Origin of the sequence: Bacteroides sp. K03 (assembly GCF_019734355.1) — a bacterium.
Taxonomy (GTDB): domain Bacteria; phylum Bacteroidota; class Bacteroidia; order Bacteroidales; family Bacteroidaceae; genus Bacteroides; species Bacteroides nordii.
This window is the reverse complement of record NZ_JAASHC010000045.1, coordinates 1-25,199: the sequence shown is the minus strand read 5'-3', so window position 1 is coordinate 25,199 and position 25,199 is coordinate 1. Positions and strand designations below refer to the sequence as shown.

Genomic DNA, 25,199 nt, shown 5'->3' with positions numbered 1-25,199 from the left:
TACCATTGCTTCCCGGTGCTTCTATTCCCACCGCCTGGCGCACTTCCCCGTACGGGAAGCACCGCTATTTCATGGATGGAATATTTTCTCTTGTGATGACATATGTCTGGTTCATAGCATCCTGCCACCATGCATCATCGGCATGCTGTATCGCGGCTCCTTCACCATCATACCATGGCATGAAGTACAACCATCGTGCTCCTGCATCCCATTGTGCAGATAGTTTTGCCATAGAAACATTGTTATCCATATAGGCACCGCATTCGCTCAATGTTATCATTTTACTGCCATACTGTTCCGCCAAAGCAGTGTATCCAGCTACGGCATCAGTGGCTTCTTTTCCATAGAGGTCACGCCCGATAATGTCTACATATGAATCACCCGGATACCATGCCTGGTCACCACTTTCGCTGGTCCATACCCAAATTAAATTGTTCAGTCCTTGTGCCTGGAAGGTATCAAACATAGCCACCCATAGTTTTTTGAACGAACCGGCATCTTTTCCCCACCAGAACCAGCCACCGGCAGCCTCGTGGAAAGGACGCCAGATAACAGGTATACCAGCTTCCTGCAACAGTTTCAGATGGGTAACAACTTTGGCCAGATCATCGGCAAATACTTTATTCTCCCAAGTGCCTTCAACCGTGGCGTTGGCTGCGTCAAAATGATTGTTTGCACTGTTAAAGCTGTAAGATATCTCATCAGCCCCCGTATCTGCATTCTGCGGATCGGAAGTAGGAACATTCCAATGCCACATCGCAGCTACCAGTCCACCCGCATCCCACCAGTCCTTAACGACGGAAATATCCGAATAGTCAATCCAGTTGGAAGGTGATGCATATAAGTGGATATAGTCAAAGCAATTCATTGCCGGATATTTACCGGTCAGAGTATGTACCCGTTCGGCCTGTCCGATATTCCAGTTTACATTAGCCATAGTAGCAGACAAGGTCTTCTTTCCGTAGTTCTCTAACAAAAAATCATATACCTTCTGCGCTGCCGGCAAAGCATTCGGAGTACACAGGGTAGTTACAATCGTTGGATTGGCTACAGTTGTGAAGTTAATAACAGCTTCGGTAGCCCCCACTTTTGTAGGGCCTATGATAACCCCTTCGGGAATTACCAGTTTATAGTTCTTTCCCTTTTCCAGTCCTGTGGCTTGAACGGTCACCTTACTGAGTGAAGCAGACACGCTGGTGATAGTAGCACCTTCCAAGGTCACCCGGCTATGTTCTGCCGAAGGGGAAAATACATTCTGATTGTAAGTTAATTCAAAGGTGATGTTACCCTCCGGCAGATCAATACTTCCATTTGCAGGAGTACTACTGACCATTCGGGCAGGTTCCAGTGTGGCAATCACCGGTTCTTCGATATCATTGCAGGCCGTTGCCAGATACATTCCGGCAACAGAAAGTAATAGGACATATAATAACTTTTTCATACTCTTAGCTTATTTACTTAAGTTCGACTTTGGTCAGTGTGTAGTTACATCCCGAAATGATCAATCCATTGGTGGTCAGCTCGGCCAACATCGCATCATCGATTATAAATTCATGACCGGTAGCATCAGCAGCTAAATCCACCATCTTTAGATCGGGCCAACCAGCTGTATTCTTTTTCAATCCCACTTGCCAGTAAGTGACTGATGGTTCGAGGTCTTTTATACTAACAACCAGCGTTTTTCCAACTTTCGCATTGACAAACAAGGAAGCATCCATTTGTACCGAACCGCTCCAGCCTCCCATCACCTGCTCTCCTTGCCAAAGAGTTTCAGTAGCCGAGGCTCCACCTCCGGTAGTGATAACAGAAATCTTACTGATAATGGCCTGCTGACCGGTAATGATCATTCCTTTTCCATAAGCCCCGGTCTGGCAGATTGCCAACATGGCAGCATCCATTGAGAAGGTAAAGTCCCGATCATCCGGAGTAAAATCTACGCATCCCCATTCATTAGGAATCACCTCACCCAAAACAGGAAATGCAACCCAGTTACCGTTCATTACCTTTAGTTGCGGAGCAGTACCGGTAGGAGTAAAATAAATCTTAACCTTAGCACCGGCCGACAGGCTTGCAAAGACACTTGTCTCCAGTGAAATATTTTCTCCCCAGCTCGTTCCTAAATCTACAGCTCCTTCAAAAACAACGGTTTCTATTGTACCCGAACCTACAACATCCATAGTATAGGAAATTTCTCCATTGGAAGAAATAAGCGTAATTGTAGTCTTACCGCCTGCATTATTAGGAATAAGCATGTAAAGAGTGGAAGCCTGCAGAATATACTGTGTGTTATTACCATTTACACGGACATTGGTTAGCTTGTCACCATTTTCTATCTCAACCGGCAGGATACTTCCGGCAGTGATTTTTGTTTCTGTATCGGGCAATATAGGAATATAGCAGAATATCGGTTTAGTCACCTCCAATGAAGCACAGATCACTGTTTCGCTATTTTTCATCGTCAGTATCACTTCACCGCTTGCAGCATCTACCGGCACGTTCACTTTCAACTGATCAGCGTCTGTTGAAGTCACTTCAACTGTTTTGTCACCACTGAAGGTGACAGAAGCCACCAAATTCAAATTCTTACCTTGCAACACGACCTCATTACCGGCAGCTACAGGAGCTGGATTATAAGCCTGTACCTCAGGTTTCAATGTAGAAATGACTACCGGAGCAGACACATTACCACTTGCCGTATTCAATACCAGTTCACCACTGACTGCCATTTCGGGCATGAGAACTTTTATCTCTGTTGCTGTCACAGATTGGGGCTTTACTGCTGTTTCCACACCCGGGAAAGTAACTGTAGTGGTCAGCTCCATATTCACACCTTTAACAGTAATCACATCCCTGGCTTTCAAATCGGTTGCAGGACTTACGACCAACTCTGCCGGAACAGCTACTCCGATGTTGGCAATAGCTACTTTTACACCAGAAGGAGCAATCATCGAGATAGCACCATCAGTAACACCTTCGGGTAATGTGAATGAGAGTTCATCTTCATTTATTTCAAATTCCACCGGAGTATCATCAGATAATACAACAGAAGTTAGCAAGTCAATGTCCTTCACAGTTACTTTGATTTGTGTACCCGGCTTTACATCAGTCAGATTCAGCACACTCTCCACAGACGGCAGTACCACCTGTAATTCTTCCTCTGATTCCAGTTCAACAGGAATTGTTGCATTATCTGCCAGAGTAATAATACCGGTTTGTGCTTCACGAGGCACCACTACCACAATCTTCTCCCGTTCATGTGTGATGAACTCATCAGCGCCTACCTCTACGTCTTTAGCAAAAATCACCCGTTTCATCAGATTGAGATATTCACCTTCAATTGTCAACTCATCGCCAGGCTTTACCGGAGAAGGAGATATTGAGGAGATGGAAATGGGCTCTGTATAGGAAAGTTGTGATTTAGAAACAAGTTCCACTCCTCCGACTCCCTTCAGTCTCACATAACCCACTACAGCATTCTGAGGAATCACAACTTTGATATGCTGATTATCGACTACTTCGATATCTGTAATTTCTATATTATCGGGTAACACCACGCTCGTGACACGATCCAGGTTCCTGCCGATAAAAGTTAACTTACTACCACGCAGGGCTGGACTGGGCCCGAAAGCCTCCAGTAGTATGGCACCGGACTCATCATCATCGTTGTTGCATGCCGTGAAAGTCACAGAAAGAACAATGAGCGCCACCCATATCATTTGATTGAATATTCTATTGAGTTTCATATCTTTCATATTTATAATTAAATTTATCATTCGGCTTCTACAACACGAACATTATCAATGTAAAAGGTCGGGGTACATTCTGTTCCGGCTACACCGCCTTTACCTACAAACAGGGTGATTCCTGAATAATGACCGGCTGCTTTCACGCCTACTTCCGCTCCGTCTCCATTATACTTAAAGTCACTCATCGGAATGGTTACCGTAGTCCAACCATTAGTAGTATAAGAGCCGGTAGCAGTCCAAGGCATCCACAATGCACGCGGATAGGTAGCATCAGACATATAAGCATTATTAGGATTCCCTCCTGTAGCACCACCCTCCTGCCAGTTCAGCCACACTTCATCGGCACCGGTAAATATAATCTGAAAGGCCGCAGCCGACCATACGTCCGGAATATTAACCTCAAACTTCAACACATATTTATCCAAAGTGCCTGCATTGAAGAAATCAGAATCAGTAGTACGGTACGTCCAGCGTTCATAACCAAAGTTACTGTCATCCCAGGTGTCATCACTCATCTTACCTTTGAAAATCAGATACTGCCCGCTAATACCCTCTTCGGTACCATAACCTGCACCGGCATGCCAACCATGATTGTAACCACCGTCAGGGAAGAGAGTGTCAAAGTCAAGAATAATATTACGATTGTCACGAAAGTTAAGAGAACTCTCGCCAGTACCATATACTGAAGTTACTCTAACAGGACCAGGTTGTGCACCGGCAGGTACTTTTACGGCAATATTGTTCACATCATGACTGACTATTTCACCATCTACATCTCCTGTAAAAGTAACCTTCAACGGATTAGCATCCTCATTGACAAAATACAATCCCTGGATATAGGCGATATCACCTTCGGCGACATATTCACAGGTCATCGATTTAACCGACGGGACAGGAACTTTCGTCTCAAATGAATAGTAACACGAATCATTATTAGTATACAGTTTTATCAAATCCTGCTTTTCACCCGGAATACCGGAAGGGATACTAACGATAATGGCATTATCCGTAACAAAATTCGGATTTAGCTTGACCTTCTGATCATTGAAGTAAATGGCATTTACACCACCCAAATGTTCACCGATAATGGCAATGCGATCGCCCAGATAAGCACTCGTCAATAAAGAGTCTGAAACTGCAGCATCGCAAGGACGGATGTATCTCACCAAGGGAGCACCACCGTTCGCACCCCTTCCATCATCATCAGAGCATGCACCGAAAAAGGTTAGCGTTAATACTGCAAGAGCAATGTTGAATATATACTTATTCATAATCTTCTTAAACTTAGAGGTTAAAATTGATAATCTACAGGGTCCCGGGTAATGGAAGGAGTCTTGGTTATTGTCTCCGCCGGAACAGGTAATACCAGATTACCGGCACCGATTGTTATCTTTGCTATATCCGGATTGATATAGAAGATAGAACCTTTACCTCTTGGATCATCATTCGGATTGAGAGAAGTGAAACCGCCATGGTAAGCGCCCACAGCATTGCGTTCCTGCCAGGTAAACTGACCATTGGAAACATACTGACGCTGGCGTTCCATGCCATTCAGGTAAGCAAGCGCCTTATTCATGTCACGATACGCAATACGCTTTACATCAAAGAAGTTTATACTTTCAAGGGCAAACTCCACGCGACGCTCTTTTATCAGTTCATCATAGGTTATGGTTGTTTTTTCCCAGGGAAGTCCGGCACGCAAACGAATCTGTTTGAATACATCCAGTGCCAACACATCGTTTGTAGAAGAACCGGCACCAATACATGCTTCTACATAACAAAGATAGATATCGGCCAGACGCAACAGATAAATGTTATTTCCGGCATCCTGATTGGAAGCTCCGGCCAAACCGCCACAGTCGTCATTCGCACCTATTACATATTTTCGGACATGGGCCAGCATTTCGTTGGACGACTCTGTACTCTCATCTTCGGAGAAGTTGCTGTACGTATAACCGCCACCACCCAGATTTCCATACTGATCGCCATTGCGCATGTAAGTATAGTAACGGCGAAGATCACCAGTTTCAAATGTTTCCTGCAAACTCAGTGTAGGACCTTTACCTGATCCCCAGGAAGATCCTAAAGTAATCAAAGCATTACGGGAGAGGGATACATTGCGACTGTTACCGTAACCATATCCGTCATTCGTACACTGAATGGCAAACAAAGACTCTGAGCTATTGTTTCCTGCAGGATAAAACAGTGTTGATAAATCTCCGTAAAGACTAAATCCGCTCTTGTTTATCACTTCGGCTGCATACGCTTTAGCCTTCGCAAAATTATCGGCAGATGCACCGTCAGACAAGTGAGACGCCATTGTGAGGTGTAACTTTGCCAACATTCCGATAGCAGTATATCCGGAGCAACGCCCTGCCTGAAACGGAGAAGCCGGAAGATTATCCTTAGCAAATTCCAGATCCTGACGAATGAATTCATAAACGCTTGCCTGTTTATTACGGATCACCTGATCACCGGAAATGTTGTTGTCGGTAATGATAGGCACATCCTGCCAATATTCAGTGAGCAGATAGTAAGCAATACCGCGAATACAACGTGCTTCGCCAAGCGCACGATTAATGATCGTTTCAGAAATCCCATTCGTGCGGGCTGCATCCGGCATGCCATTGATGATGTTATTGCAGTAAGAAACAACACGGAAAAGGCCATTCCAACCTTGTGTCAGATAAGTGTTGCCATTCTGGAAAGTCATATAATAGAACTGTCCTTCCTGGTCAAATGTATAAAAAAGATCACCTGCCAATTCATCACCTGCCATCCACATAAAGTTCATATGGAAGTCTTGCCAGACAAAAGCACTGTAAAGAGAAGCTGTATTTGCATTGATTGCAGCCTCCGATGTATAATAAGTTTCCAGCACCTGTTCGCTTTCAGGTACAATAGTCAGGAAATCAGCACAAGACGATGTCACCGCTAACAGAGACGACAGACAAATTGTTTTAAATATATTTTTCATATTCGATAATCCTTTAAGTTAGAACGTAATGTTTGCACCCAATGTATATACACGTGGCGAAGGATAACGACCCATATCCACATTGGACAGGCCTACCTGCTGGTTGTATGAACCTATTTCCGGATCAAGACCGGAATATCCGGTAAAGGTGTACACGTTTTGCGCATTAAAATAGAGTTTACAGTTTGCCATTCCAATCTTCTTCAGCCAGACTTGAGGGAAATTATAAGCCAATGAAATATTCTGGATACGCAGATAACTACCATCTTCAATCCAACGGTCACTCATACGATTATTACCATTAATATCATTTCCGCTCCAACGGGGAAGGGAAGAAGTTCCATTGATGAGATAACAATTATCAGCATTCTCCACATTGGTATTGATACCGTCATAATAACCCAGTCTTGCACGGTTGAGCACAGTAGCTGACTGATTGTCCCACTGTGACATCAACCCTTCTGTTTTTACACGAACATAGTTAAGAATATCCCCACCTACCGCTCCGGTCAGTCCGATACCAAGTTCCCAGTTCTTGTATGTAAAGGTATTGGTAAAGCCAAATGTAAAATCAGGATTCGGATCACCGATAATAGTCTGGTCATATTCGTTGATAACACCGTCGGGTACACCATTCGGACCACTGATATCTTTAAACTTCACGTCTCCGACCCATGCACCGGTTGTACGGTGTACACCTACTCCTTCGGGCAAGGCATGGGTACGCAGTTCCTCGGCATTTTCAAACAGTCCGTCTGTAAGGTATCCATAAAATACACCGATAGGCTGTCCTACCTTAATCATAGAAACGGTCTGGAAACCGGCATACCAATCCAGTTTACCATAAATGGTGGTACCCAGTTCATCCAGTTCTTTCACCTTATTGCGATTGATAGAAACAGTGAGGTTTGAATGCCAGTTGAAATCTTTTGTAGCAATATTGTGTGTGTTCAAAGAGATATCAATACCTTTATTGTCAACCTTTCCTATATTCATAAAAGGTGTTTGGATATCCGTCCATCCGGAACCTCCCAAAACGGGAGACACAGAAGGTTGCAACAACAAATCTTTGGTTGTCTTATAATAAGCATCCACAGTCAGATCAATCCTCCCGTTGAATAATCCCAAGTCGATACCCGCATTATATTGTACAGAAGCTTCCCACTTTAAATCCGGATTTGCATTGTTTGCCATGCGGTATGCCGTACCAAAAGCAGAAGGAAAAGCTACCATGGTAGACCCATATCGGTACGTTCCGATATTATCACTACCCACCTGGCCATATCCCAAACGAAACTTCAGATTGGATAGCCATTTCTGAGTCCCTTTCATAAAGTCCTCTCCTGTCACACGCCAGGCTGCCGCAAATGAAGGAAAATATCCCCAACGGTTATTAATTCCGAATTTAGAAGAGGCATCGGCACGTAAAGTTGCAGTCAATAAATAGCGGTCGGCATAATTGTAATTGGCACGTCCGAAAGCGGAAACTTTCGTGGCAGCGTCTTTCCAACCACTATTGGAAGTGAATACACCATCAGCACCGATTACATGAATATCATTAGATGACAATTGATTCTTTTGCAACTGTGTACCTTCCCAAGAAGATTTGGAGGATTCCATACCTGCCATAAAGTTGATATTGTGTTTACCGAAACTCTGATTGTAAGTAGCATATCCCTTCCATATCCAATAAAGACTATGTTCTTCACGTTGCATAATCATGATATCGGTATTCTTTAACTGACCATATTCGTAGCTGGGTTTGAAACCTTTGTTCAGATTATTGGAACCATCAATACCAAACTCGGTACGGAAATTGACATATTTGTTAAAGGTGATCAAAGCATAGGCATTCCCCATGAAGCGTTCACGTAACAGGGTGTTAATCTGGTCGTTTGTCAAAGCAACCGGATTGTAAATAGATGAACCGTTTACTGATTCGGGGCCGGCATAATTGCCATCAAAATCATACACCGGAACAGACGGAGACATTAAAGCAGCCTGCATCACCACCCCATTGATACCATCGTTGTTAATAATTGACTCATTGGTACGAGAGTAAGAAAAAGAGCCACCCATCTTAATATATTTATTGAATTCACTATCCAGGGTCATACGGCCGGTATAGCGTTCAAAGTTTGAATTAAGCAGCATACCGTCTTGTCCCATATAACCAACAGAAAATGCATATTGAGTTTTGTCAGTACCACCGTTCAAAGAAAGATTATGACTATGCATCCAGGCATTACTCGTTACGGCATCTTGCCAGTCAGTACCTTTGCCCAGTAAAGAAGGGTCCAGATAGGCCACATCCACATTAGGTAATACACCTTCTTCATAAAGTTGCTTTTGATAGGTTCCGAATTCACGAAGATCCATCATATCAATTTTCCCGGTACGTTGCTGAAGTGCCGCATATCCATCATAAGTGATATTCGTACGTCCCTTATTCCCACGTTTTGTAGTGATAATAACAACACCATTGGCACCGGAAGTTCCATAAATTGCCGTAGCCGAAGCATCTTTCAATACAGACATGGAGACAATATCACTTGGAGAGATAGAAGCCAGGGGATTTACTACATTCTGTCCGTTGGAACCACCCGACCATTCAAATCCGGCAGTAGAGGTACCTTCACCACTCATCGGTATGCCATCAATAATGTAAAGAGGTTCATTAGTGCCGTTGATGGAGCTTGCACCACGGATACGAATGGAATTGGCCGCCCCCGGAGCACCGGAATTGGCTGCAACCTGCACACCGGCGACGCGTCCTTGAAGCATCTGGTCTACATTGGTTACAATAGATTCTTTCAGCTTATCACCTGAAAGGTTGGCTACGGAACCGGTCAGATCACTTTTCTTCATCGTACCATAGCCTACTACCACTACTTCGTCCAGCATTTCCGAATCTTCCTTCAACGCCACGGTTACCGACTTTTGACCGGATTGTAATGTAACTTCTTGCGTCTTATAACCAATACTGGAGAATACAAGAATTTTCTTTCCCTCAGGAACATTCACACTAAACCGACCATCAAGGTCGGCAATAGCACCTACCGTAGTGCCTTTCACCAAAATATTGGCCCCGATCAGAGGAGAACCGTCATTCGCATCAGTCACGATACCGGTAACGGTGGTTTGTTGGGCCGTCACATAGCTACTCATCAGGAGTGCTATCAGAAACAACATAATGTTCTTCATATCAACACATAGATTTAAATAAATGATTTACATTTTTACGTTAGCAAAGGTAGGAGCAAGTGGTAAAAGAGACAAGTACAATATTATCATATACTAATACAATTCTACCACTTATAATCTTTACACTCTTTGTTTAGAGCAGACTCTTACTTTCTACTCCTTTTACGCATCTGTTTTTCAAAGAAGTCCATCTTTGTTTTCCACCAACTTTCAGGTGTATTGTGCCCGTTCAAAGGATAAATATGGTACTCTTTCTCAGTTGATATACGGTTGTAACCGGAGAAGTTTGTATGTGGCGGACAAACTTCATCCTGAAGGCCAACGCCCATAATAACCGGACACTTTATCCAACCGGCAAGGTTCTTTATATCAAAATAAGACAAAAGCTGATACAATTTTGCATCACTTATCCCCATCTCTTTCTGCTTTTGAAGAACAGGTTCTGCCGGCCAATGAACAATCTTGAAGTAATCGGGATAGTCAGAAAGAAAAGGAATGGTAGGAGCAATGGCACAAAAACGATCATCGAGAGCAGCAGCGGCAAGAGTAAATGCTCCACCTTGACTACCTCCTTCGGCAAAGATATAGTCAGTATTCACTTCAGAACGGCTGGTAACGAAATCAATGGCACGAATTAAATCCATAAAGGCACCCCGATAATAATAATTTTCTTTGGAATCCAGTCCATAGGTTATCCAGTCGCCATAGGTATTGACCGGTTCTTGCAACCCTTGCCCACGGGTGGACAATACAAATTCTACATAACCGGAAGTACCACCGGGAACCCAGGGTTTTGAGCCATATCCCATATAAGAGATAATAGCCGGATATTTCCCTTTCTTTGCAGGAGTAGAATAAAAACCGGATATCTCAACACCACCCAACGATTTCATTTTCACCCGATAGAGCCTGCGCTCTGTATTGGAAGAATCAGGAATCAAAGTTAACTGATATTCGGGGACTATCTCCGCCAAATCCGCTTTCGCCTTTTCCCAAAAATCTTTCAAATCGGGTTGATTATCAGGCAGAGAAAGGATACTTTCGGGTTCATATCCAATAGTAAAGTTTTTAATCATCCGTCCATCCTCAGAAAGAGCACAACGATAAAAACCCGGCGCAGGAAGGGTAAACGAAAATGTGATCTCTGTAGAATCTCCCTTCTGTAAAAGAATTGACTGAGAAAGGGCCAAGAGTGGCTGATGCCGGTCTGTAGAAATATCCAACTGTAAAACAGCCGGAAGGGTCACCTCTTTATGGTTAGCAACAACCACCTGAATAACAGGATTGGCTGGCGAATAAAAAACCCAATCATTCGTTTGTTTCACCTCATAATCCAAATTGGGTTTTACCTGATCCAACTGTGCAGATAAAGTTAGTGAATACCCTAACAAACATAAGTTTACTAACCAACTTTTCATTTCTTTGTTTTCTTATTAAGAGTAAGACGATATAATACCACATCATGACCAGGAACAATAACACGCTTCACTTTCCGGGTATTACCTTCGTCCTCTTTTGTCCAAAGATTGCGTATATTATATACTTTAGAGTCAAAATTAGTAAAACGCTTTGCTACCTCATCATACAAATTGAACTTCTGCCAGTCAATGCTATACTCTTGAGAGGTGGTGGTACGATTGAGAATACAGAAAGCCCACTCATCATTCACTAATGGTTTGAACCAGAATTCCAATCCGTTTTCTGAAGCAAACTTCAAGCCTTGAATACCCAGACTGTCCTGATCAAGTGCAATTACTTCCTGATTCATAATAATCTCTTTCGTATCCTGGTTCATGTTACGAATGTCATTCCCAAGGATCAGTGGTGCAGCAAGCATACACCACATGGAAAAGTGAGCACGATCTTCACTAACAGTCTGTCCATTGCCAACCTCCAACATATCAGGATCATTCCAATGTCCCGGACCAGCATACTTGCGAAGTCCATTCTGCATGTCAAGTATCTGAAGTACACCAAAAGCTTTCCAACCCGGATGCTCATCTACACAATCGAAACAATTATAAATATCTCCCGTTGTACGCCAAGAATGTCCAGTTTCGGAAGCCCACTCCCAAGGTTTGCTATGCCCCCACTCACACATGCTGAAGTAAACCGGACGTCCGGCAGCACGAAGTGCATCACGCATCAAGTTATAAGCTCCCACCGGATTAATGTCTTCGGATTCACACCAGTCATATTTCAGATAGTCAATTCCCCATTTAGCGTATTGCAAAGCATCCTGATATTCATGACCGAAGCTACCCGGACGTCCACCACAAGTTTTTCTGCCAGCATCCGAGTAAATACCCAGTTTTAATCCTTTAGAATGTACATAATCAGCGAGTGCCCTGATACCTGATGGAAATTTAACGGGATCTGCCTGAATAAATCCAAGGCTATCACGTTCGCCATGCCAACAATCATCCAGATTCAGATAGATGTATCCGGCATCTCTTAATCCTGTTTCCACCATTGCGTCGGCAATGCCTCTGATTATTTCTTCGTTTATATCACAGGCAAATTTGTTCCAACTGTTCCAGCCCATTGGCGGAGTATCAGCCAATCCTTCAAATTTCTGCGCCTTCACTCCGAAGGGTATACACAACAATGCCGCTAATACAGCGACTAAAGTAATCTTTCTCATAATTTTATGTTTTCTTATTTCGTTAATTTCAATTCGTCACGAATGATCGTACCCCACTCCTTCAGATCACTATCCTTCCAATCTCCTTTAGAAGAACCGTATTTCTGAATCATAGAACAGGTTTCATCTTTATCGGCTATGGACCAGGCAGCCCAACTGATGCTGTGTTTTTTCATCCACTCCAACCACCTGCCCCACTCTCCGATATCGATGGGGCCATCACCTGTAGCCTCCATTCCGGCACATTCGGATACAAACAAAGGAAGTCCCTTCTTCAAAGCATAATCCGCGCGGTCACGAAGCTCCTGTCTGTGAGTTGATGCATAGAAATGTAGAGTATACATGATATTGGTATAGCCGGTTATAGGATCGTCTGCAGCCAAATGAACGTCCTGGTCCCAATGGGGAGTGCCTATCAGAATAAGTGCTTCCGGATCAATGGTACGAATAGCATGGATAATTTCTGTCGAATAGGCCTTTACATCTATCCAGGAATCTTCAACCGGTTCATTGAATATTTCATAAATCACGTTTGGGATCCCTTTATAACGAGTGGCCATCTGCGTAAAGAATTGTCTGGCTTCTTCGGTACGGATGCTATGACTATGCCAATCTATAATCACATAAATGCCACTGGCAATTGCAGCATCCGCAACCGTAGTAATGCACTGAAGAGCCTGTCCCGGAGAGTGAATGTAAGCACCTTCCGGTTCTACTCCCATAGCTGCCCTCACAAGTGAGCATCCCCAGTCATCATGCAGAAATTGGACGGTAGAAGCATTGTAGAATCGGGGCCACCAATTATGCCAGCCATAACTCACCCCTTTTAATACAATACTTTCGCCTCTTTCATTAACAAGAGAGGTTCCTCGCACTGACAGGCAGCCATTCCGTTCCACCACCGTTTTCTTCGTTCCCGATCCCAACTCTCCTATTTCTGTAGCGCATCCTGTTGTAGTAACACTGCCAATCAAAAAGAATAATCCTATTAATAGGTACTTCATAACTTACAGATTATTTTAGTTTTACACTGGCTGCTTTCACAATATCTACTGTGCTATCTGTTGCAAAAACAGAATTCAGTCCTTGTTCTTCTTGTGCCGGATCACCCGTATAGTCATCGCCTTTCTGCCAAAACACACGCTCGGAAGAAGGAGTTGCAAAACCACCCCATGCCCAGAAGTTACATCCGGCAAATAATCCACCGGAAGCATCTTTATCAGAAATCAGACCAAACACATAAGAATAGTACGCATCTCTTGCGCCGGTAGTACTTTCTTTCGAGAACTGAAAACCATCACGGGGGAAACCAAATTCTTCAAGAACCAGCGGTTTTCTGTACTTACGAGCCACTACCAGATGATCATCAATATAAGCTTTGGTCTTGACTTTTGCTGTTTCAAGTTTTTCCTGTAAACTATCTTTAGGTGCCCACCCCCAGTTATAGGGCCAAATATGAATATTCATATAATCGACATTCGGATCAGCATGAATCTGCTCAAACAGAGCCATATCCTGTTCGCACCCCCACATCCCCTCACTACCGGTAGACACCAGATGATTTCTGTCCAATGACTTGAGTTGAGCTGCCACCTGTGCAATCCAGGCAGCAAACAGTATTTTGTTTTCATCAGAAAAAGCACGAGGTTCATTACCTACCTGCCACGACATAATGGTCGGATCATCCACATATTTTATATTCGTATATCTATTGACACGGCTTACCATATCATTCACATAATTGGCAAACAAAACCTTCGCACTATCCGATTGCTGAAACAGTTTCACATATTCCATATAAGCCGGCCATCCATCTACTGCCGGCACAGGTGCTTTACCATAACCTGCCCATTCGAGATACTGTCCATATCCACCACTCCACTCCCAGGAGTTATTCAAATAAAGTACAGCTAACATTTTACGCCTACTCATTTCGGCCAGTAAATAATCAAGTCCGGCTAAAATAGTATCATTATATACTCCGGGAGCTATTTGCAAGGTAGGTTCTACTTTGGCAGTAACACCCCGATTACCGTCAGAGCCCACTAATATACGAAGATTATCTACCCCGATACTTTTCAAAAAATCCAGCTCTTTACGAAGGCGTTGGCGATCTCCTCCCTCACCTTCGGAACCGAGTATCGCTCCATACCAGAAATTAGTACCTACGTAATAATAAGGTGTATCATTACGCATAAACTGCCCGTTTTCTACGCGGACGAAAGGAGAAGAAATGAGGGTCTGTTTTGGAGTACAAGCTCCCAATAAAGTAATAGAAACAACAAAGAACGCAATTTGCTTTAGCATAATTATCAGATTTAAAATGATATTACAAAAATAGTGCAGTTGAAGTTAAGTATCCAGTATTATTTTATCATTTCATTATACTATTTGACTTTTCAGTAAATAGTAAAGTCTTTTTTGCTGCTTTTTTAGTATAAAAACCATATCTTTGTTTACATACTTAGATATGTAAACCTAATAATTACAAATATGATAAACCCTGTTTATTCACCCGACAACGAGAGATACAGTAACGGTATGAAATACCGTCGTTGTGGTAAAAGCGGAATTATGCTCCCGGAAATTTCCCTGGGGCTGTGGCATAACTTCGGAGATGTAGATACATTTGCCAACAGCCAGCGAATGGCACATTATGCTTTCGATAAAGGAATCACTCATTTCGATCTGGCAAATAACTACGGGCCTTCCTATGGCTCGGCAGAAGAAACGTTCGGTGAGATTATGAAAAAATCATTCCTCCCTTACCGGGATGAGCTGTTTATCTCTACAAAAGCCGGACACGATATGTGGCCGGGCCCTTACGGAGAATGGGGATCAAGAAAATATCTGATGGCAAGCCTCAACCAAAGCTTGAAACGTATGAATCTGGATTATGTGGATATTTTCTATTCGCACCGTTATGATCCGGTGACTCCATTGGAAGAGACATTGCAAACATTGGTAGATATTGTCCGCCAAGGAAAGGCTTTGTATGTAGGTATCTCCAAATACCCGAAAGAAGCTGCTGAGTTTGCTTACAAATATCTGGCAGAAAGAGACGTACATTGCTTGCTCTATCAAGGAAAATATAACCTGTTCAACCGGGAACCGGAAGAAGAGGGTATCCTTCAACAAGCCAAAGAAAATGGTACCGGATTTATTGCATTCTCTCCCTTAGCACAAGGATTATTGACGAACCGATACATCAATGGCATTCCCGAAAATTCACGAATGGCCCGCGGAGGTTTCCTGAAAAAGGAACAACTCACAGAAGAAGTTTTAAGCAAAATCAAAGTACTGAACAAAATGGCAGAGGAACGAGGACAAACCTTAGCAGAGATGGCTCTGGCATGGGTTCTAAAAGATGATTTAGTAACATCAGTCATCATTGGTGCCAGCTCGGTAGCCCAACTGGAAGATAATCTGAAAGCAATAAGAAATACCTCATTTACAAAGGAAGAATTAAGGAGGTTATAGAATTATGAGGAGGTAGGGTTACAACCCTACCACTTCTCACACGATCTTCTTCTTTTTCCTGTAATTCTCCCGAAACTCCTTAGGAGAGCATGCCTTTTTCTTCTTAAATATCCGGTTAAAATTAGAGAGGTTATTGAATCCGCAATCATAGCAGATCTCGGCTACAGACATGGTAGAGTCTACCAACAAGCGAGCGGCAAACCCAAGACGGATATCAATAATATAATCAGAAAGACTCTTTCCGGTACGAAGTTTGAAAAAGCGGCTAAAAGAAACAGCAGTCATTCCTACCATATCTGCCAGATTATTCAAACGAATCTCCTCTTTATAGTGCTCATTGATATATTCCTGTACCTTCTGTACCCTCCGACTATCAGCATGGACATCGATCTTCGCAAAAGAAGAACTGGACAATGTACGGGATTCCTCCTCAAAGAGAGAAAGCTCATACAGAATAGTCATGAACTTAAGCACAGCATAAAATCCTTGTTTTTCAGAAGCTAATGTATCGAGCATGGAATACACTTTCATAATGGCAGACATAGGGAAGCAGAGTCCTTTTTGCGCACGTTCCAACATCCGGCGAATAGAATCGAACTGATTCTTATTAATGAAGTTTTTAGAGAAAAGATCAGGGGAAAACTGAATAGTTATCTCGCGTATCTCTTTTGAGTTGCATTCGTTTTGCTCCCAGACATGCTCCAGATCCTGCCCGGTAATCAACACCAGATCATAATCGCCAATTACTTCCGCAGAGTCACCTACAATCCGACGTACTCCAGCAGCCTTCTCACAAAAGTTCAGTTCAAATTCGGCATGATTGTGAATAGGGTATGTAAATTCCGTCTTATACCGCTCGGCTATATAAAAACAATCTTTGTCAGAGAGTGGAGTAATCTCACGGATAATATAACTTTGCTGCGCATTCATTGTTGTAAAGAGTATTAATCTAAATTCTTAATTATTCCTGCTTAACGCCCTGAAATCTTCTCCTGTAGGATTCTGGAATACATGCAAATCAAATTCCGGAATAATGGCAAGCACATGATCGAACACATCGGCTTGAACACCTTCATAAGGTATCCAGGCTTTGATGGACGAGAAGAAATAGAGTTCGAGAGGAATACCTTGTTCGGTAGGTTGCAACTGACGCACCATACATGTAAGATCCTGGTTGACTGCCGGAAGGCTTCTCAGATAATTAGTCAGATAGGCACGGAATACACCTAAATTGGTCTGACGGCGGCCATTCACTAACACGGAGTTGTCTATTCCATGCTCTTTGTTATACTCTTCTACGACCTTCTCTGTCTCTTCGATATAGTCTTTCAGCAGACGTATTTTCCGGTATTTTGCCAACATCTCCGGAGTACAAAACTTCACACTGTTCATATCAATCCTGATAGAACGCTTTATACGTCGTCCTCCGGACTCCTGCATACCCCGCCAATTCTGAAAAGAATCACTGACCAGAGCATAGGGAGGAATGGTGGTAATGGTATTGTCCCAGTTACGTACCTTTACGGTATTCAAGGTTACTTCAATCACCGTTCCGTCGGCCCCATACTTCGGCATTTCAATCCAGTCTCCCACCTTCAGCATATTGTTGGCAGAAAGTTGAATGCCCGAAACGAAGCCCATAATACTGTCTTTGAATACCAACATCAGGACAGCAGCAGAAGCTCCCAGACCGGTAAGCAGCACCATTGGCGATTTATCAATCAGAATACTGACGATAATAATACCACCAATAAAGAAGAGAATGACCTGAACCGTCTGTAACAATCCTTTCAAAGGACGGTCGCGAAACTGCTCACGCTCGCTGTATACATGATAAAGTGCAGAGAGAAGTGCACTGATAAACTTTAAAAAGACTGCAATGATATAAATCATGCAAATACGTAATATAAAAGTCAGCAGACCGGCATTGGATATGGCAAGCGGTAGCAGTATATACAGAATGATAGGTGCCACCAGATGGCTGAGATAAATCATCACTTTGCGATCAAACACAACGTCATCCCATGTGGCCTTTGTTTTTTTCACAAGCCGGGTAACCGTCGTCAGGATAACATGCTTGCAAATAGCATCTCCCAAAAAAGCAATAGCCAAAATGATAACTAAAATGATAGCGCTCGTTAAATCATCAGTCCACGACTCATTAAATCCCCATGACTGGAGAATTTCCTTGATTATACCTGTAATTTTTTCCATTGTTATACTTTATCTGCCGTTATAATAGGGCAACGGCAAAACACCCTGTTTGTTTCACGTCACTACCCTTTCTCCAGGAATTCCCTTACGTCGTCGCGTAACCATTGGTGAAGATACAGTGCTTTGTATGCACTATTCTTCTTCAACATGATTTCTACGTTTATCTGACTGTTCTGATAACAAGTCAGTTCATTACGAAACTGTTCATCATGTTCTGCCAATTTCTTTATCTCCTGCTCCCGCTCTCTGCGAAGAAGCGTACAAACCGGTATCAGAAGTTTCATCACTACATTATCCATTATATGATGCCCTTGAATATAGAGATAAGTTGTTTCTGGAACCAATCCCAACTTTTCCAGTTCGGAACCCAAGGCATCCACCCGACTAATATAATGAGGAAAACGGGTTTGCAGTTCCGATAGTTTGGCAGAGACCGTCCTTTGTAAAGCTTCCAGACATCGTTCAGGATGCCGCAGATTGACGTCCAATAACCGGATATATGTATTAAAATCACTCATAGGAAACGTGTGTGTATCATGCTGCCGATAGAACCAGACGTTCCAAAGAAAAAGAGGATAAGTTATTTGGGAATATCTCCGCATGAAAGCAGCAAAGTCAATCAACGGACGGTCATTCAATGTGGCCTGTACACATACCTCATGCAAACTCTCTGCAAAGCAATGATGATTTTCGATGGCATAGGTATAGGTTTGAAAGATATATCTGTTTCTGTTTATCTTCCGGGAAGTAGCAGTGGCTCCCTGCAAAAGAAAATCATAATCACTATCCACACAGGCGATGAGGCTTTTTCCTAATTCGGCCGTATTCAGAGTATTCATTAGTACCATCTTCTTCCCCTTTGCCAAAGAGGTGGCCGAAGGAAGCATTACCTGAAAATAATATTCATCATTCTCAAACTCCTCAAACAACGTGCGCCAGAAAGGCACGTCGTCATAACTTTCCACATAAGCTACGATTCTCCGGCGTGTGTTCTTGGGATAAAGCTTATGGGCGGCACTAAAGTAAGAGGAAGTCAGATTGTCGCGTAGGGTTTGAGCCATGCCATGTGAGATTTACGATTGGACGATTTACTATTTACGATTGAAATTACTCTGTATTCTCAATTGTCAACTGTCAATTGTCAACTGTCAATTGTCAACTACATTCGTTGTAATATCGGTTACTTCGGTGACAGCATCGAGCCAGCCCTCCATAATGAGGGCAGGCGAATGAGTGGTCAGTATTATTTGTACATTGGGGTTCAGTTCACGAATCATAGCGATAAGCTTCTGTTGCCACTCGATGTGGAGCGAGGCTTCCGGTTCATCCATGAAAAGAACATAATGTTCATTGTCCTGCACCAATACAGTCAGCAAGATAACAAGCATCTGTTTTTCGCCGGAAGAGAGTTTATAGGGCAATAAGAGCTCACCATCCTGGTAAAAAGCAATATCATTCCGCCTCCGGTCTATTTTCTTTCGGGTATAGCTGAACAGTTCATCTATCTGATCCTGAAAGCGCTTTTTAGCCAACGATAAAGTAGCTGCCCTTTTCCGCTCATCTTCATCATTACCGGCAAGAAGTTCAATCATTTTATTGCCTATATTCACCTGATAATCCAGATAACGGCGTTGCAAAAGATAGAGCTGCCAGTCAAGTTCAGACTTTACATTCTTATCAGCCATCCGGGCAGTAAAATCACCCATAATAAGAGGGCGGTCATAACTACGGATTACATCATAAGGAATATAAGTAGCTTCGGGATCATCAAAGTAAATATCTACCCCGTCTTTCATTCCGTTCTTCATCTCACCGGAAAGGTCCTCCAGATAACCTACAGAGCGATTTAAGATAGTTGTTTTACCAACACCATTAATGCCGGAAAGGATATTCACGTCAGGGCGCAGGTCCCAGGCAATATTAAATCTTTTCCATAACCCTTTTATTTCAATACGCCGGATATATTTGGCTTGTTTTTCCATGCTATTCTTGCTTTATATCAAGGCAAATATAAACAATTCAAATGATAAATTGGTTACCTTTGCAGCAGTTTTCAATAAAGGTCACTAAAAAGATGAATATCAACAAGAACGTACAAGGACATCTGTTTGCCCTTACTGCCAATGTGATGTGGGGACTAATGGCTCCCATCGGAAAATTTGCTTTGCAAGAGTTTTCTGCTCTTTCGGTCACTACTTTTCGAATGGTGGGGGCAGCTGCCGCTTTCTGGATACTCTCCGTATTTTGTAAGCAGGAATATGTGAATCATAAGGATATGCTCAAAATATTCTTTGCATCCTTGTTTGCATTGGTATTCAATCAGGGAGTTTTCATCTTCGGATTGTCATTGACTTCTCCTATCGATGCCTCTATTGTAACTACCACTCTGCCCATCATCACAATGATTGTAGCCGCCATCTACCTGAAAGAACCGGTTACGAACAAGAAAGTATTAGGTATCTTTGTCGGAGCAATGGGAGCATTGATACTCATACTAGGCAGTCAGATTTCAGGAGATACCAATAGCAGTATCTGGGGAGACTTACTCTGTCTGCTGGCACAGCTTAGTTTCTCTATCTATCTAACTGTATTCAAAGGACTTACCCAGCAATATTCTGCAGTCACCATCAATAAATGGATGTTCATTTATGCTTCTATGTGCTACATCCCATTCTCTTATCAGGATGTAGCAGCGATTGAATGGAGCACAATTTCCGTACCTGCCATCTGGCAGGTTTTATATGTAGTATTGGGGGGAAGCTTCATCGCCTATATCTGCGTAATGACAGCGCAGAAGTTACTCCGCCCTACAGTAGTTAGTATGTACAACTATGTACAGCCAATCATCGCGTCTATCGCGGCAGTAGTCATGGGTATCGGTACCTTTGGCTGGCAAAAGGGAATCGCCATCGGTCTGGTATTTCTGGGTGTATATATCGTGACACAAAGCAAGTCGAGGGCGGATTTGGAGAAGGAAGGAGGATTATAGTGATTAACGATTAGTGATGAGTGATTAGTGGCTGCGCTTTATCACTCATCACTAATCACTAATCACTCATCACTAATCACTCATCACCATTCTATAAATTTTCCCCTCGCCTTTCTCTTTGCCAGTTCTTCTTCCAGGAATTTCTGGCGGTCTTTGGCAATATAACGACGGGCAAAAATGTTAGGGACAGCTACGCCTAAGGCTATGCAAAGAATAATAAGAGCAGAATTGATACCGTTGTAAAAGGCAACTGTTACTTCACCTACTACGCCGTGCATGCCGATGAGTCCCAACAAAGAGCGATACATCAATACACCGGGAATCATAGGGATAACGGAAGGAATGGTCAATACGTGATTGGGAACATGAAACCAATGAACAGCTTTCACGGCAATCAGACTGACTACAAAACTACCCATAAATGAACCGATCACCGGTCCGAAACCTAACTCGAAATTCACAAAATTACGTGTACATACAGCAATGATACCACCTACGGCTACCACCCAAAGTAAACGACGCTGAATATTGAATATCATAGAGAAACCCATTGCAGCAATTGCAGCAGCAATCGCATATACATAATAAGGATCGTGGGGAATCATACTCAATTCACTGAACTTTTTATCAATACTGACATCCTCCACTACACATAAACGGATAGCAAGAACAATACCGAAAGCCATAGCTCCCACCATCATAGCGGTATTAGCAGCACGCGTGATGCCCACCAGCAGATAATTATCTATCATATCATCCACAAAATTGATTAACGGAACCCCCGGAACAATAAACAAGGCACAGGCCAAAAGCGGATGATAAGGAGTAGACGAGAGTCCGCTAAACGAAGAAGCATAAGCCAGACAAGTAGAAACAAAAGCCGCGATGGCAATACTCATATATACATTGATACCAAACTCCATGCACCGAGCCCGGACACGGAAACCGATAAAAGCACAAACAGAAGCCAGTAAGAAGGCCATCCAGTCGCAACCAAACAGCTTGCAAAAACCTCCACAAGCAAAACCGGCACCAATGGCTACCAGATAAGGAATGTAATTACGCGGACGGGAGCAGATTTTCTCCAGTTCTTCTTCATACTGATCCAAAGAATAATCATGTTCAATAGCCCGCCAGGATAGTTTACTAACCTCAGAAATGGCAGTCATATTAATGCCATGCTTCTCACACTTCTGAAATTTAGAAAAAGAGTGCGCCTCATCACTGACATTCACGACCAGCATTGTATAGCTTACATCAATATGAAGTTTATCTTCCGGCAACCCCAAATAAGCAGCTACACGCTTCATATTGCGTACAATCCGATTTGTATCCGCAGCACTTTCTACCAATAATTTACCAGTACGAAGCAACAAGTCAAGTTTACGCCTCAGCAACAAAGCTTCTTCCTGCTCAATCACATTATTATTCGTCATCTTTGTATATATATAATGATATTATTCTTTTAGGGGCACAAAGGTACAATTTCCTTTTCAAAAAAGCCCCACCCAAGAGTGAAAGATGACAGATAAAAAGTGAATAAATATCCTTATTTTCTCAATTCTTCAAAATAGGTATCCAATAATGTCTTTGCTGCTATAAAAGAGGTCAGATTACCGCCAAGCACTTGTTGTTCTTTTTCATATAGCATCGATTCAATCTTTACATTATGATAAAAGCTATCGCGAAGCTGCTCATTAATACTTTCATACATCCAGTATTTACTCTGCTCATTGCGTCGATATTCAAAGTATCCGTTCGCCTTCACAAAGTCGATATATTCATAAACCATATCCCATATCTCCTTCACACCTATGTTATAGAAACCGGAATACGTCAAGACCTGTGGTGTCCAGCCAGAGTCGGGAGCCGGGAAAAGATGCAAAGCATTGCGGAATTGGGATGCAGCCAGCTTGGCTTTATCTATATTGCTTCCATCGGCTTTGTTGATGACAATACCGTCCGCCATTTCCATGATACCACGCTTAATGCCCTGAAGTTCATCTCCTGTACCTGCTAACTGAATCAGCAGGAAAAAATCGACCATAGAGTGCACAGCCGTTTCACTCTGCCCCACTCCCACTGTCTCTACAAAAATCTTATCGAAACCGGCGGCTTCACAAAGAATGATCGTTTCACGGGTTTTTCGTGCTACTCCTCCCAATGAACCTGCTGAGGGACTGGGACGAATAAACGAATTGGGATGTACCGATAGTTGTTCCATACGGGTCTTATCCCCCAGAATACTTCCTTTACTACGCTCACTACTCGGGTCGATAGCCAACACAGCCAGCTTACCTCCCTTTTCGAGCACATGCAGACCGAAGACATCAATAGAAGTACTCTTTCCGGCACCGGGTACACCACTAATCCCCACCCGAATGGAGTTTCCGGAAAATGGCAAGCACTTTTCTATCACTTCCTGAGCTATAGCCTGATGTTCGGGCTTCACGCTTTCCACCAAGGTCACTGCCTGACTGAGGATCGTTATATTTCCTTGTACAATCCCTTCTACAAACTCTGCTACAGAGCGCTGACGCTTCTTCGGCTTACGCTTCAGATAAGGATTTACCGATGAAGGCTGCTCAATACCTTTGTTGACAACCAGTCCTTTATATTCTTCGCTGTTTTCCGGATGTTCCATGGTAATGATATTTAGGGATTATCGTTTTATATTAATTTCTACTTTCGGTCGCGCCGGGTCATTCGTGATCATCAGAATACGTAAGTGGTGTTTCTTCTTGCCTGTATTCTTTTTATGAATGGTAACCCGCAGCTTGGTACTTGCACCCGGTTGAAGAACCGTCTTTTTCAGGCTCACTCCTACCGAGGAATTGAATACCTGCAATTTACTGATCTGCAAAGGTGCTTTGCCCGTATTTGTAATAACAATATCATGAGAGGCTTTGTTCTTCTTAGCCAACCGCGCACTGAGGTCAATGTTGTCTTCAGACAAGCGGATGGCAGGTACATTCAGGCTGTCCTGCATGGTCATACCCGAGAAGTCCGGGAGAAGAATAGCCGAAACTGGAATCTCATTCTCCTCGCTCACCTTATCACCGGCAAAACGAGCCAGATAGACAGAAGTCTGTGTCAGGCCAAGATCGGTGAGTTGTTTCGTATCAAGTGTTAGTTTGATCTTTCCTTTCTTTCCTTTCAGAACCACATCCGGCGTTCTTTCCATTTTCAGGTAGGGAGGAAGATGCATCAGTACAGGTTCGTAAGGACGGTCCGACAAATTCACGACACTGAATGTAATGGTCGGTTTTTCTCCCCGGTGTGCATCCGGAAAATCAAATTCGGTACGATCCAAACGGATAGAACCAATAGCATAGGGATGTGTTTTTGCAAAATCCGTAACTTCCTGCACCACTTCACCTACAAATTTCAGATATACCAGACTGGGCTGTGCATTGCTGTAAATACCAATCGTTTTTTCAAAATGACCAAGGGCTTTGGCATCAAAAGTTGCACTGACAGTACCTTTTTCGCCGGGAGCAATCGGCTTTTTCGTCCAATCGGCAACCGAACAGGCACAAGATGTGGTGACATTGGTCAGTACCAATGGCTTATCTCCGGTATTGGTAATGGTATATTCTACAGTTACAGGATGTTTCCATTCTATTTGCCCAAAGTTATGCGTCTCTTTATTGGACGAAAGACGGGGTTGGGCAATGGCAGACAAAGTGATAATAAAAACAGTTAATATAGAGAGTATACTGCGTTTCATGCTTTATATATTATATTTGAAGCACAAATGTAGGAGTTTTCGACGAGATATGGAACGGATTGAAAGGAATATTAATAGTGATTAGCGGTTTAGTGAGTAGTGATTAGTGGGCTGCGCTGTTATAACGATAAAACGCAAATTAACGCAGAATTCTAAGACCTGCGCAAATATTTGTGCAAGAAAAAACAGTTAAATAAGTTAAATGGGTTGCTATC

At 43.0% G+C, this 25,199-nt stretch carries 18 protein-coding genes; 2 read left to right on the top strand and 16 right to left on the bottom strand.

Annotated features, from left to right (window positions below):
* Positions 1 to 64: 64 nt before the first annotated feature.
* The 9 genes from HCG69_RS19905 to HCG69_RS19865 form a co-directional block, all read right to left on the bottom strand.
* A complete protein-coding gene (locus tag HCG69_RS19905; RefSeq protein WP_221651467.1) occupies positions 65 to 1,441 on the bottom strand; it encodes a glycosyl hydrolase in 1,377 nt (458 codons plus the stop codon).
* Positions 1,442 to 1,454: 13 nt separating this feature from the next.
* Positions 1,455 to 3,743, bottom strand: a complete 2,289-nt coding sequence (locus tag HCG69_RS19900) for a hypothetical protein (protein WP_221651466.1) — start codon at positions 3,741 to 3,743, stop codon at positions 1,455 to 1,457.
* Positions 3,744 to 3,769: 26 nt separating this feature from the next.
* Positions 3,770 to 5,017: a glycan-binding surface protein gene (locus HCG69_RS19895; RefSeq protein WP_221651465.1), complete on the bottom strand. Its 1,248-nt coding sequence runs from the start codon at positions 5,015 to 5,017 to the stop codon at positions 3,770 to 3,772.
* A gap of 20 nt (positions 5,018 to 5,037) precedes the next feature.
* Complete coding sequence (locus tag HCG69_RS19890) at positions 5,038 to 6,723, bottom strand: RagB/SusD family nutrient uptake outer membrane protein (RefSeq protein WP_221651464.1); 1,686 nt, start codon at positions 6,721 to 6,723, stop codon at positions 5,038 to 5,040.
* An 18-nt stretch (positions 6,724 to 6,741) separates the two neighbouring features.
* Complete coding sequence (locus HCG69_RS19885; RefSeq protein WP_221651463.1) at positions 6,742 to 9,927, bottom strand: TonB-dependent receptor; 3,186 nt, start codon at positions 9,925 to 9,927, stop codon at positions 6,742 to 6,744.
* 146 nt (positions 9,928 to 10,073) lie between these two features.
* Complete coding sequence (locus HCG69_RS19880; protein WP_221651462.1) at positions 10,074 to 11,345, bottom strand: acetylxylan esterase; 1,272 nt, start codon at positions 11,343 to 11,345, stop codon at positions 10,074 to 10,076.
* Positions 11,342 to 12,571 (bottom strand): glycoside hydrolase family 27 protein, encoded by a 1,230-nt coding sequence (locus tag HCG69_RS19875; protein ID WP_221651461.1) that lies wholly within the window; start codon positions 12,569 to 12,571, stop codon positions 11,342 to 11,344. The genes HCG69_RS19880 and HCG69_RS19875 overlap by 4 nt, the downstream gene beginning before the upstream one ends.
* 14 nt (positions 12,572 to 12,585) lie before the next feature.
* Positions 12,586 to 13,575 carry a glycoside hydrolase family 5 protein gene (locus HCG69_RS19870; protein WP_221651460.1) on the bottom strand — a complete coding sequence of 330 codons (990 nt, stop codon included), beginning with the start codon at positions 13,573 to 13,575 and terminating at the stop codon, positions 12,586 to 12,588.
* A 10-nt stretch (positions 13,576 to 13,585) separates the two neighbouring features.
* Positions 13,586 to 14,878 carry a beta-mannosidase gene (locus HCG69_RS19865; protein ID WP_221651459.1) on the bottom strand — a complete coding sequence of 431 codons (1,293 nt, stop codon included), beginning with the start codon at positions 14,876 to 14,878 and terminating at the stop codon, positions 13,586 to 13,588.
* Between the two features lie 186 nt (positions 14,879 to 15,064).
* Between HCG69_RS19865 and HCG69_RS19860 the strand changes: the two genes are divergently transcribed.
* Positions 15,065 to 16,051 carry an aldo/keto reductase gene (locus tag HCG69_RS19860; RefSeq protein ID WP_221651458.1) on the top strand — a complete coding sequence of 329 codons (987 nt, stop codon included), beginning with the start codon at positions 15,065 to 15,067 and terminating at the stop codon, positions 16,049 to 16,051.
* A 36-nt stretch (positions 16,052 to 16,087) separates the two neighbouring features.
* On the opposite strand, the gene HCG69_RS19855 is transcribed toward HCG69_RS19860, so the two are convergent.
* The 4 genes from HCG69_RS19855 to HCG69_RS19840 form a co-directional block, all read right to left on the bottom strand.
* Positions 16,088 to 16,981, bottom strand: a complete 894-nt coding sequence (locus HCG69_RS19855; protein ID WP_221651457.1) for an AraC family transcriptional regulator — start codon at positions 16,979 to 16,981, stop codon at positions 16,088 to 16,090.
* A 27-nt stretch (positions 16,982 to 17,008) separates the two neighbouring features.
* Positions 17,009 to 18,265, bottom strand: coding sequence for a mechanosensitive ion channel family protein (locus HCG69_RS19850; RefSeq protein WP_221651456.1), 1,257 nt, complete (start codon positions 18,263 to 18,265; stop codon positions 17,009 to 17,011).
* Between the two features lie 62 nt (positions 18,266 to 18,327).
* Positions 18,328 to 19,326: a DUF4435 domain-containing protein gene (locus tag HCG69_RS19845; RefSeq protein WP_221651455.1), complete on the bottom strand. Its 999-nt coding sequence runs from the start codon at positions 19,324 to 19,326 to the stop codon at positions 18,328 to 18,330.
* 87 nt (positions 19,327 to 19,413) lie between these two features.
* Entirely contained in the window at positions 19,414 to 20,247 is an 834-nt protein-coding gene (locus HCG69_RS19840; protein WP_221651454.1) for an AAA family ATPase, read from the bottom strand.
* Between the two features lie 92 nt (positions 20,248 to 20,339).
* Between HCG69_RS19840 and HCG69_RS19835 the strand changes: the two genes are divergently transcribed.
* The gene (locus HCG69_RS19835; protein ID WP_221651472.1) at positions 20,340 to 21,254 is read left to right on the top strand and encodes a DMT family transporter; all 915 of its coding nucleotides are present in this window, start codon (positions 20,340 to 20,342) and stop codon (positions 21,252 to 21,254) included.
* An 83-nt stretch (positions 21,255 to 21,337) separates the two neighbouring features.
* Here HCG69_RS19835 and HCG69_RS19830 read toward each other — a convergent pair whose 3' ends face one another.
* The 3 genes from HCG69_RS19830 to HCG69_RS19820 form a co-directional block, all read right to left on the bottom strand.
* Complete coding sequence (locus HCG69_RS19830; protein WP_221651453.1) at positions 21,338 to 22,690, bottom strand: threonine/serine exporter ThrE family protein; 1,353 nt, start codon at positions 22,688 to 22,690, stop codon at positions 21,338 to 21,340.
* Positions 22,691 to 22,803: 113 nt separating this feature from the next.
* Positions 22,804 to 23,898: a methylmalonyl Co-A mutase-associated GTPase MeaB gene (gene meaB, locus HCG69_RS19825; RefSeq protein WP_221651452.1), complete on the bottom strand. Its 1,095-nt coding sequence runs from the start codon at positions 23,896 to 23,898 to the stop codon at positions 22,804 to 22,806.
* 18 nt (positions 23,899 to 23,916) lie between these two features.
* On the bottom strand, positions 23,917 to 24,984 hold the full coding sequence (locus HCG69_RS19820) for a DUF1573 domain-containing protein (protein ID WP_221651451.1): 1,068 nt from the start codon (positions 24,982 to 24,984) through the stop codon (positions 23,917 to 23,919).
* Positions 24,985 to 25,199 lie beyond the last annotated feature (215 nt).

Excerpts from the sequence above, each read along its gene's own strand:
- HCG69_RS19905 (WP_221651467.1), bottom strand. The coding sequence starts at position 1,441 with ATGAAAAAGTTATTATATGTCCTATTACTTTCTGTTGCCGGAATGTAT.
- HCG69_RS19900 (WP_221651466.1), bottom strand. The coding sequence starts at position 3,743 with ATGAAACTCAATAGAATATTCAATCAAATGATATGGGTGGCGCTCATT.
- HCG69_RS19895 (WP_221651465.1), bottom strand. The coding sequence starts at position 5,017 with ATGAATAAGTATATATTCAACATTGCTCTTGCAGTATTAACGCTAACC.
- HCG69_RS19890 (WP_221651464.1), bottom strand. The coding sequence starts at position 6,723 with ATGAAAAATATATTTAAAACAATTTGTCTGTCGTCTCTGTTAGCGGTG.
- HCG69_RS19885 (WP_221651463.1), bottom strand. The coding sequence starts at position 9,927 with ATGAAGAACATTATGTTGTTTCTGATAGCACTCCTGATGAGTAGCTAT.
- HCG69_RS19880 (WP_221651462.1), bottom strand. The coding sequence starts at position 11,345 with ATGAAAAGTTGGTTAGTAAACTTATGTTTGTTAGGGTATTCACTAACT.
- HCG69_RS19875 (WP_221651461.1), bottom strand. The coding sequence starts at position 12,571 with ATGAGAAAGATTACTTTAGTCGCTGTATTAGCGGCATTGTTGTGTATA.
- HCG69_RS19870 (WP_221651460.1), bottom strand. The coding sequence starts at position 13,575 with ATGAAGTACCTATTAATAGGATTATTCTTTTTGATTGGCAGTGTTACT.
- HCG69_RS19865 (WP_221651459.1), bottom strand. The coding sequence starts at position 14,878 with ATGCTAAAGCAAATTGCGTTCTTTGTTGTTTCTATTACTTTATTGGGA.
- HCG69_RS19860 (WP_221651458.1), top strand. The coding sequence starts at position 15,065 with ATGATAAACCCTGTTTATTCACCCGACAACGAGAGATACAGTAACGGT.
- HCG69_RS19855 (WP_221651457.1), bottom strand. The coding sequence starts at position 16,981 with ATGAATGCGCAGCAAAGTTATATTATCCGTGAGATTACTCCACTCTCT.
- HCG69_RS19850 (WP_221651456.1), bottom strand. The coding sequence starts at position 18,265 with ATGGAAAAAATTACAGGTATAATCAAGGAAATTCTCCAGTCATGGGGA.
- HCG69_RS19845 (WP_221651455.1), bottom strand. The coding sequence starts at position 19,326 with ATGGCTCAAACCCTACGCGACAATCTGACTTCCTCTTACTTTAGTGCC.
- HCG69_RS19840 (WP_221651454.1), bottom strand. The coding sequence starts at position 20,247 with ATGGAAAAACAAGCCAAATATATCCGGCGTATTGAAATAAAAGGGTTA.
- HCG69_RS19835 (WP_221651472.1), top strand. The coding sequence starts at position 20,340 with ATGAATATCAACAAGAACGTACAAGGACATCTGTTTGCCCTTACTGCC.
- HCG69_RS19830 (WP_221651453.1), bottom strand. The coding sequence starts at position 22,690 with ATGACGAATAATAATGTGATTGAGCAGGAAGAAGCTTTGTTGCTGAGG.
- meaB (WP_221651452.1), bottom strand. The coding sequence starts at position 23,898 with ATGGAACATCCGGAAAACAGCGAAGAATATAAAGGACTGGTTGTCAAC.
- HCG69_RS19820 (WP_221651451.1), bottom strand. The coding sequence starts at position 24,984 with ATGAAACGCAGTATACTCTCTATATTAACTGTTTTTATTATCACTTTG.